The organism is Novosphingobium sp., from assembly GCF_031417815.1.
Classification (GTDB): domain Bacteria; phylum Pseudomonadota; class Alphaproteobacteria; order Sphingomonadales; family Sphingomonadaceae; genus Novosphingobium.
This window is the reverse complement of record NZ_JANOWI010000042.1, coordinates 20,346-27,311: the sequence shown is the minus strand read 5'-3', so window position 1 is coordinate 27,311 and position 6,966 is coordinate 20,346. Positions and strand designations below refer to the sequence as shown.

Annotated in this window: 6 protein-coding genes; 2 read left to right on the top strand and 4 right to left on the bottom strand. The window is 60.4% G+C overall.

Features of this window, described 5'->3' with window-relative positions; all coding sequences use genetic code 11:
• The 3 genes from RMN99_RS10900 to RMN99_RS10890 form a co-directional block, all read right to left on the bottom strand.
• Positions 1 to 1,905, bottom strand: a 1,905-nt coding sequence (locus RMN99_RS10900) for an oligopeptide:H+ symporter (protein WP_309623346.1), incomplete at its 3' end; no start/stop codon positions are given.
• 115 nt (positions 1,906 to 2,020) lie between these two features.
• Entirely contained in the window at positions 2,021 to 3,331 is a 1,311-nt protein-coding gene (locus RMN99_RS10895; RefSeq protein ID WP_309623345.1) for a UDP-glucose/GDP-mannose dehydrogenase family protein, read from the bottom strand.
• Positions 3,328 to 4,131, bottom strand: coding sequence for a metallophosphoesterase (locus RMN99_RS10890; protein ID WP_309623344.1), 804 nt, complete (start codon positions 4,129 to 4,131; stop codon positions 3,328 to 3,330). The genes RMN99_RS10895 and RMN99_RS10890 overlap by 4 nt, the downstream gene beginning before the upstream one ends.
• 261 nt (positions 4,132 to 4,392) lie before the next feature.
• Between RMN99_RS10890 and RMN99_RS10885 the strand changes: the two genes are divergently transcribed.
• Positions 4,393 to 5,154 (top strand): TorF family putative porin, encoded by a 762-nt coding sequence (locus tag RMN99_RS10885; RefSeq protein WP_309623343.1) that lies wholly within the window; start codon positions 4,393 to 4,395, stop codon positions 5,152 to 5,154.
• 81 nt (positions 5,155 to 5,235) lie between these two features.
• Positions 5,236 to 5,655, top strand: coding sequence for a VOC family protein (locus RMN99_RS10880; protein WP_309623342.1), 420 nt, complete (start codon positions 5,236 to 5,238; stop codon positions 5,653 to 5,655).
• 3 nt (positions 5,656 to 5,658) lie between these two features.
• On the opposite strand, the gene nhaA is transcribed toward RMN99_RS10880, so the two are convergent.
• Complete coding sequence (gene nhaA, locus RMN99_RS10875) at positions 5,659 to 6,846, bottom strand: Na+/H+ antiporter NhaA (protein WP_309623341.1); 1,188 nt, start codon at positions 6,844 to 6,846, stop codon at positions 5,659 to 5,661.
• Between the last annotated feature and the right edge of the window lie 120 nt (positions 6,847 to 6,966).

Below are 6,966 nucleotides of genomic sequence, written 5' to 3'. Positions count from 1 at the left end.
TTGATTACTCATTAAAAAACTGTCGGGAACAAGGATAATGACTTTGCCGTCGTCTTTTGTCATTGCCAACATTAATTCAATGTAAGCTACTTCATAAGAGTTAATCTTCTCACCTGTTTCAAGATGAGAAACATTAATATAATCCTCAGTCGGATAAAGCGATCCGAGCGGATAATTTGTAGCAATTGCAATGTCGGCTTTGGTTTTAACTTGATTTTCTAAAATGTTTAGTGGGTTTCCCAAGTAAATCGAAGAAACATTTTCAAGTCTGTTCGCAAATAAATTAATTTTGCAAGTAAAAGTTTCTCCGTGAGAATGAAAATCTTGTCCAATAAATTGCAAGTTATAATCTGAAAATTCATTACTGAATTTAATGAACATTGCCCCTAAACGACAATGAGGTTGGTAAATAATTTGGTTTGGAGTAATTTTTGCAATATCAGCAATGAATCCGTAAAGAGGATAATCAGGTTTCAAAGACTCATTGTAATCATTGGATTTTCCTTTAGTCCATGCAGAACTCCATTGTTTTTTATTCTCTAAAAGCAATGAAATTAAATCTCTACAAAGTTTTCTCAATTGAGCATCGGGCAAGTTTTCAAGGTCTTTATCAATTGAATTTGCAATATCACGCAAAATTTCTTGATCTAGTCCCATTTGCTTAAAATCTACTTGCTCAAAGTACCAGAAAAACCGGCCCATCCAGCCGATCAGAAAGAAGCTGAACATCGTGCTGACCGACAGCAGGGCCATCATCGTCGCGGTGACCGAGGCCGGCGAATCGCGCGATACCAGTGCCTGAAGCGGCGGATCGGCCCAGCCGTACCAGAGGTCGAGAAGGATGAAGAAGCCGATCCACAATGCGATCGGCACCAGCGGCAGCAGCGCGATTGCGGCGGCAAACAGGAAGGCTGCCCCGATCCCGGCATAGCCGATCGCCAGTTTGGTGAAATCATGCGGTTCGCGTCCGCGTTTCTCCAGCGCGTTCCAGATCCGGGTGGCGATGATGATCCCCACGATTGTCAGAATGCCGTCAACGATCCCGATCCAGGTGACTGGCACTTCCCAGCCCAGCACGGTGCGATCGACGGCCTTGTCGGCCCAGACATACATGATGCCATAGGCCTGGAAGGCGGCGGCATTGTAAAGGCAATAGGGGATGAGCAGGCAAAGCAGCGCTGCCACCTTGCGCCACTCTGCACGGGAGAGCTTGGCTCTTTGTCCGCGCTGGCTGATCTGATCAGGGGGCAGGTGCCTGCGTCCGGCCAGATAGGTGATCAGGCCGATCACCATGCCGATGCCCGCCGCGCCAAAGCCCCAGTGCCACGATACCTTCTCGCCCAGCGTGCCGATGATCAGCGGTGCTATCAGCGCGCCGATATTGAGCGTGATCAGATAGATTCCGAAGGCGCGTGTCCGGCGATGATCGTCAGGGGCATAGAGCAACCCGATCTGCGCCGACATGTTGCCGATCACCCCGCCGCCACCCAGGATGATCAGTATCAAGGCAGGCAGGAACAGCTGTTCGGAGGCCATCGCCAGATGTCCTGCCGACATCATCAAACAGCCGATCGTTACTGTCCGCGTCCGCCCCAGAACACGGTCGCCCAGCCAGGCGCCGATCAGCGGGGTGCCATAGAGCAGACCTGAATAAAGCCCGGCTATCTGCGCTGCAAAGGCAAGATCGGTCATCGGCCCGAAGATCGAGACCAGAGCTGCGCGAAAGGCCCCGAGGCCCAGAACATTGCGGGCGTGTTCGGGCAACAGCAGGTACTTGGTCATGTAGAGCATCAGCAGTACCTGCATGCCCCAAAAGGAAAAGCGCTCCCACAGATGCGTCGTGGCGAGCACGGTCAGCCCGCGCGGATGTCCGAAAAGTTGTGACTGCCCGGCCTGCGCGTTCATCGCTGTCCCCCCGCGATACCTGCCGACCCGGGCTGAAGCTAACCGAGAGGGGGCCAACCGCCTAACGAATTAGCCAGCCGCGCCGTCTGGCCTTGGCACTGGCAGAATTGGGTAGTTAAACCCGGCCCACGCTGGAATAGGCGAAGCCCATCGCGCGCACTTCGGCGGGATCATAGATGTTGCGCAAGTCCACCAGCACTGGCGCGTTCATCAGGCCTTTGACGCGGGCGAAATCGAGCGCGCGGAAGGCATCCCATTCGGTGACGATCACGCAGGCATCGGCACCATCGATGGCGGCATAGGCATTGGCTTTCATCTCAACGCCCGGCATCAGCGGCGCGGCCAGCTCCATCCCTTCGGGATCATAGGCGGCCACCGCCACCCCGGCATCGGCGAGCGCCAGCGCGATGGCGATTGCGGGGCTATCGCGCATGTCGTCGGTGTTGGGTTTGAAAGTCAGCCCGAGCATCGCGACTTTCTTGCCGCGCGCCGCGTCGGCCCCGCCCAGCGCATCGATCACCTTGCGGCCCATCGCGCGCTTGCGGGCATCGTTGACCTTGACCACCGCCTCGACGATGCGGGTCGGGGCTTCATAGTCCTCGGCGGTCTTGAGCAGCGCGAGGGTATCCTTGGGGAAGCACGATCCGCCATAGCCCGGGCCGGCATGGAGGAACTTCGCGCCGATCCGGCCGTCCATCCCGATCCCGCGCGAAACGTCCTGCACATCGGCGCCGACCTTTTCGCACAGATCCGCCATTTCGTTGATGAAGGTGATCTTGACCGCAAGGAAGGCGTTGGCGGCATATTTGATCAGTTCGCTGGTGCGGCGGCTGGTGAACAGGATCGGGCTCTTGTTCAGGAACAGCGGACGATAGACCTCGCGCATCAAGCTCCGCGCCCATTCGTCTTCGGTGCCGATCACGATCCGGTCGGGATGCTTGAAATCGTCGATCGCCGCGCCTTCGCGCAGGAATTCGGGGTTCGAGGCGACCGCGAACTTCACGGTCAGACCAGCTTCGGACAGGATCCGCTCGACCTCGTCACCGGTGCCCACCGGAACGGTCGATTTTGTGACGACCACGGCATCGTTCGTCAGATGCTGGCCGATTTCCTCAGCCACGGCATAGACGAACGAGAGGTCGGCATGGCCATCCCCGCGGCGGCTGGGGGTGCCAACCGCGATGAAGATCGCCGCTGCGCCGGCGATGCCCGCAGCCAGATCGGTGGTGAAGGAAAGGCGGCCCGACCTGGCGTTGGAGGTGACCAGTTCTGCCAGGCCGGGCTCGAATATCGGCATGATCCCGGCGCGCAGGCTGTCGATCTTGGCAGGATCCTTGTCGATGCAGACCACATCGTGGCCGAAATCGGCAAAGCAGGCCCCCGAAACCAGCCCGACATAACCCGAACCTACCATAGCAATCTTCATGCAAGCGTCCTTGATGCGGCGCTAACCGCGCCTTGTTCATCCGTTACGGCCTCGATCAGCCAGCGCGCGGTGCCTTCCAGCCCCAGCGCGGTCAAGCGTCCGGTGCGGTAAGCCCCGGTATCGATGCCGATCCGGTTGGGCCGCACCTCGGGCTTGTCGGTGATGGTATGCCCATGCACCACCACCGGGCCAAAGCTTTTGCGGTGCGACAGGAAGGGTTCGCGAATCCAGCGCAGATCGGCCACCCGCTGCTGGTCCAGCAGCACCTCGGGGCGCACCCCGGCGTGAACGAACAGGTAATCGCCGATTGCGATCTGGTCTTCCATCGCCTGCAGGAAGGCCAGGTGTTCGGGCGGAACCGCGGCGCGGAACAGGGCCTGCGCCGCATCGATCTCGGCCAGATGGTAAGCCGCCGGGTCGGCCAGATAGGACAGCACCGTTTCGCGCCCGCCATAGCGCAGAAAATGCTTCAGGACCTCGGTGCATTGCAGTGCATCGAGCATCATTTCCTCGTGATTGCCCATCAACAGGCGCACCTTGCGCCGGGCAGCAAGCGCGCGGGCGGCAACGACCACCCCGGCGCTGTCGGGTCCGCGGTCGATCAGGTCGCCCAGCAGCACAATCGTGGTATCGGCACCCTTGCGGGCGGCATCGTCGGCTTCGATGGCGGCGATCAGCAGATTGAACTGCGCCAGGCAGCCGTGCACATCGCCCACTGCATAGACGCGGTTTCCCGCCGGAATGGCGGGGGTGGGGCCACCGGATCCGGGGCCGAACAGGCTGCGCAAGGTTTTGAGCATGGGGCAAATTTCGCTGCGGGAGGCTATAGCCGGGCAGGGCTTAACGAACAATGGCGCGGCGGCTCTCGCCTTGTTTCGGCGTGGCGGCAAAACCACACCTGGCTCAGTTAACGCATAATAGGGAACGATCTGGTCTTGTGCGTTGCAGCAAAATTGTGCAGTCCGGCCTCAACGCGGCCCAAAAGTTTCCGTCAACGAGAAACAAGGGACCGCTTGCAGGCGGGACGAAAGCAATCTGCAATCGTTCAAGGGAAGATTGATATGCGCACCTCACTTCGCGGCCTTCTCGCCGCATCGCTCCTCGCTAGCACCGCCCTCGCGGCAACACCCGCCTTCGCCGATGAAACCGATCCACCGGCCGATCTGACGGTCTCGGGCAATGTTACCGGCGTTTCCGATTACCGCTGGCGTGGAATTTCCGCCTCGGCTGGCGATTTCGCCATTCAGGGTACGATCCAGGTCAACCATGCGAGCGGATTCTACCTCGGTGCCTGGGCTTCGAGCATCGAACAGGATGCATTCGATACGTACGGTTCGGCTGAAGTCGATATCTATGCCGGCTGGTCGGGCGAAATCAGCAGCGGCCTGGCGGCCGATGTCGGGGTGACCTGGTATACCTATCCCAACGGTACCAACCCGCTGGCCAGCAGCAATTTCATCGAACCCTATGCTTCGCTTTCGACCACAGTAGGCCCGGCGACGGCCAAGGTTGGGGTCAACTATGCTCCCAATCAGGATGCACTGGGCGGCGATGACAATCTGTATGTCTTCACCGATCTGGGCGCCGGCCTGCCGGGCACCCCGGTCAGCCTCAATGCGCACCTTGGTTACACCGATGGGGCGCTGTCGCCCAATCTGCTGACCGGCGTTAGCAGCGATGGCGGGTTTGACTACTCGGTCGGCGCCAGCGCCAACGTGACCCCGGCCTTATCGGTCGGCGTGGCCTATATCGGTGTCGATGGCGCATCGATCGATGGCTACTCCGATGATGCGGTGTTGGGCACGGTGAAATTGGCGTTCTGACGCCATCCGGCAACCATTTGTCTTGCAGCAAGGCCCGTTCCGGCTTGTCCGGGGCGGGCCTTTCGCATTAGAGTGCCGGTTATGGCCAAGTTTCTCCACACCATGATCCGGGTTACCGATCCCGAAGCCACCATCGCCTTTTTCAAGCTGATCGGGCTTGAAGAATTGCGCCGCTTTGACAGCCAGCAGGGCCGTTTCACGCTGATCTTCCTGGCCGCACCCGGGCAGGACGGCATCGCCGAGGTCGAACTGACCTACAACTGGGACCCCGAGGAGTACGGTGCCGGGCGCAATTTCGGCCACCTCGCCTACCGGGTCGATAATGTCTACGAAACCTGCGGGGCGCTGCTGGCGGCAGGCCATACCATCCACCGCCCGCCGCGCGATGGGCACATGGCCTTTGTCAAATCGCCCGACGGCATCTCGGTTGAACTGCTGCAGGATGGCAACCTGCCGCCTGCCGAGCCGTGGGTTTCGATGCCCAATGAGGGCAGCTGGTAAAGATCAGACCCGGCGCGGCGCGAGGCGCAGCACCGCGTAGCCGATCAGCCCGGCCAGCAGCGATCCGGCGAGCACGCCCAGCTTGGCTTCCTCGACCAGATCCGGGCTGGCGGGGAAGGCCAGCTGCGCGATGAACAGGCTCATCGTGAAGCCGATCCCGCACAGCGCGGATAGCCCCGCCACCTGCAGCCAGCTGGCCCCGGCCGGACGTGGCGCAAAGCCGCTCCGTTCGGCAAGGAACACTGCGCCGAAAATTCCCACGGTCTTGCCCACCAGCAGGCCCAGGGCGATACCCATCGGCAGCGCCAGCGCCGGGCCTTGCGGCAGTGCCAGCGGGATCGCCACCCCGGCATTGGCCAGGCCGAACACCGGCACGACGAAATAGGCGCTGACCGGGGCCAGCACATGTTCCATCCGCAGCAGCAGGCTTTCACCCTGGCGGTCAAGCGCCAGCGGCACGGTCATCGCGGCAAGGACCCCCGCCACGGCCGCGTGCACGCCCGAATGCAACACGCAAAACCACAGCGCGATTGCGCCAAGTGCGTAGGGCAGCCCATGCTTGACTCCGAACCGGTTCAGCGCCGCCAAGCTGGCCAGCACGGCACCCGCCGCGGCCAGCCACATGGTGTCGAGCCCGGCGCTATAGGCCAGCGCGATGATCGCCACCGCGCCCAAATCATCGACGATTGCAACGGTCAGCAGGAACAGCCGAAGCGCTGGCGGCAACCCCTTGCCCAACAGCGCAATCACCCCGACGGCAAAGGCGATGTCGGTGGCTGCCGGGATTGCCCAGCCGCGCGCCAATGCCGGAACATCGCGTGTCACCCACAGGAATACCAGCGCCGGAATCGCCATGCCCATCACCGCCGCCAGCACTGGCAGGCGGCGCTGCGCGGGTTGGGATAGTTCGCCGTCCAGCACCTCGCGCTTGATCTCAAGCCCGACGACGAAAAAGAATGCTGCCATCAAGGCGTCGTTGATCCACAGGTGCAGATTGGTCAGCCTGGCCACCGGCGTCCACGGCAACGCGTTGTGGAACAGATCGTGATAGGCTGCGGCCCAGGGCGAGTTGGCCAGCACCAGGGCGGCCAGTGCCACAGCAATCAGCAGCAACCCCGCGCCCGCCTCGCCGCCGAACAGGCGTACCGCAGATTTGGCGAACAACGAGATCGGATGGCGGCGCTTGATCATGCCGGTGCGAATCCGACAAAATTCGCTTTCGTTCAAGTTAAACCGGTTGCTGGCAGTTCAAAGCGTCCTGCTGAAATATTTTACAAGAAATCACTTCCGAATAGTCAATCGCGTTGACAG

What these genes read in the sequence shown, in the direction of transcription:
- RMN99_RS10895 (WP_309623345.1), bottom strand. Translation starts at nt 3,331, where the DNA reads ATGAAGATTGCTATGGTAGGTTCGGGTTATGTCGGGCTGGTTTCGGGG.
- RMN99_RS10890 (WP_309623344.1), bottom strand. Translation starts at nt 4,131, where the DNA reads ATGCTCAAAACCTTGCGCAGCCTGTTCGGCCCCGGATCCGGTGGCCCC.
- RMN99_RS10885 (WP_309623343.1), top strand. Translation starts at nt 4,393, where the DNA reads ATGCGCACCTCACTTCGCGGCCTTCTCGCCGCATCGCTCCTCGCTAGC.
- RMN99_RS10880 (WP_309623342.1), top strand. Translation starts at nt 5,236, where the DNA reads ATGGCCAAGTTTCTCCACACCATGATCCGGGTTACCGATCCCGAAGCC.
- nhaA (WP_309623341.1), bottom strand. Translation starts at nt 6,846, where the DNA reads ATGATCAAGCGCCGCCATCCGATCTCGTTGTTCGCCAAATCTGCGGTA.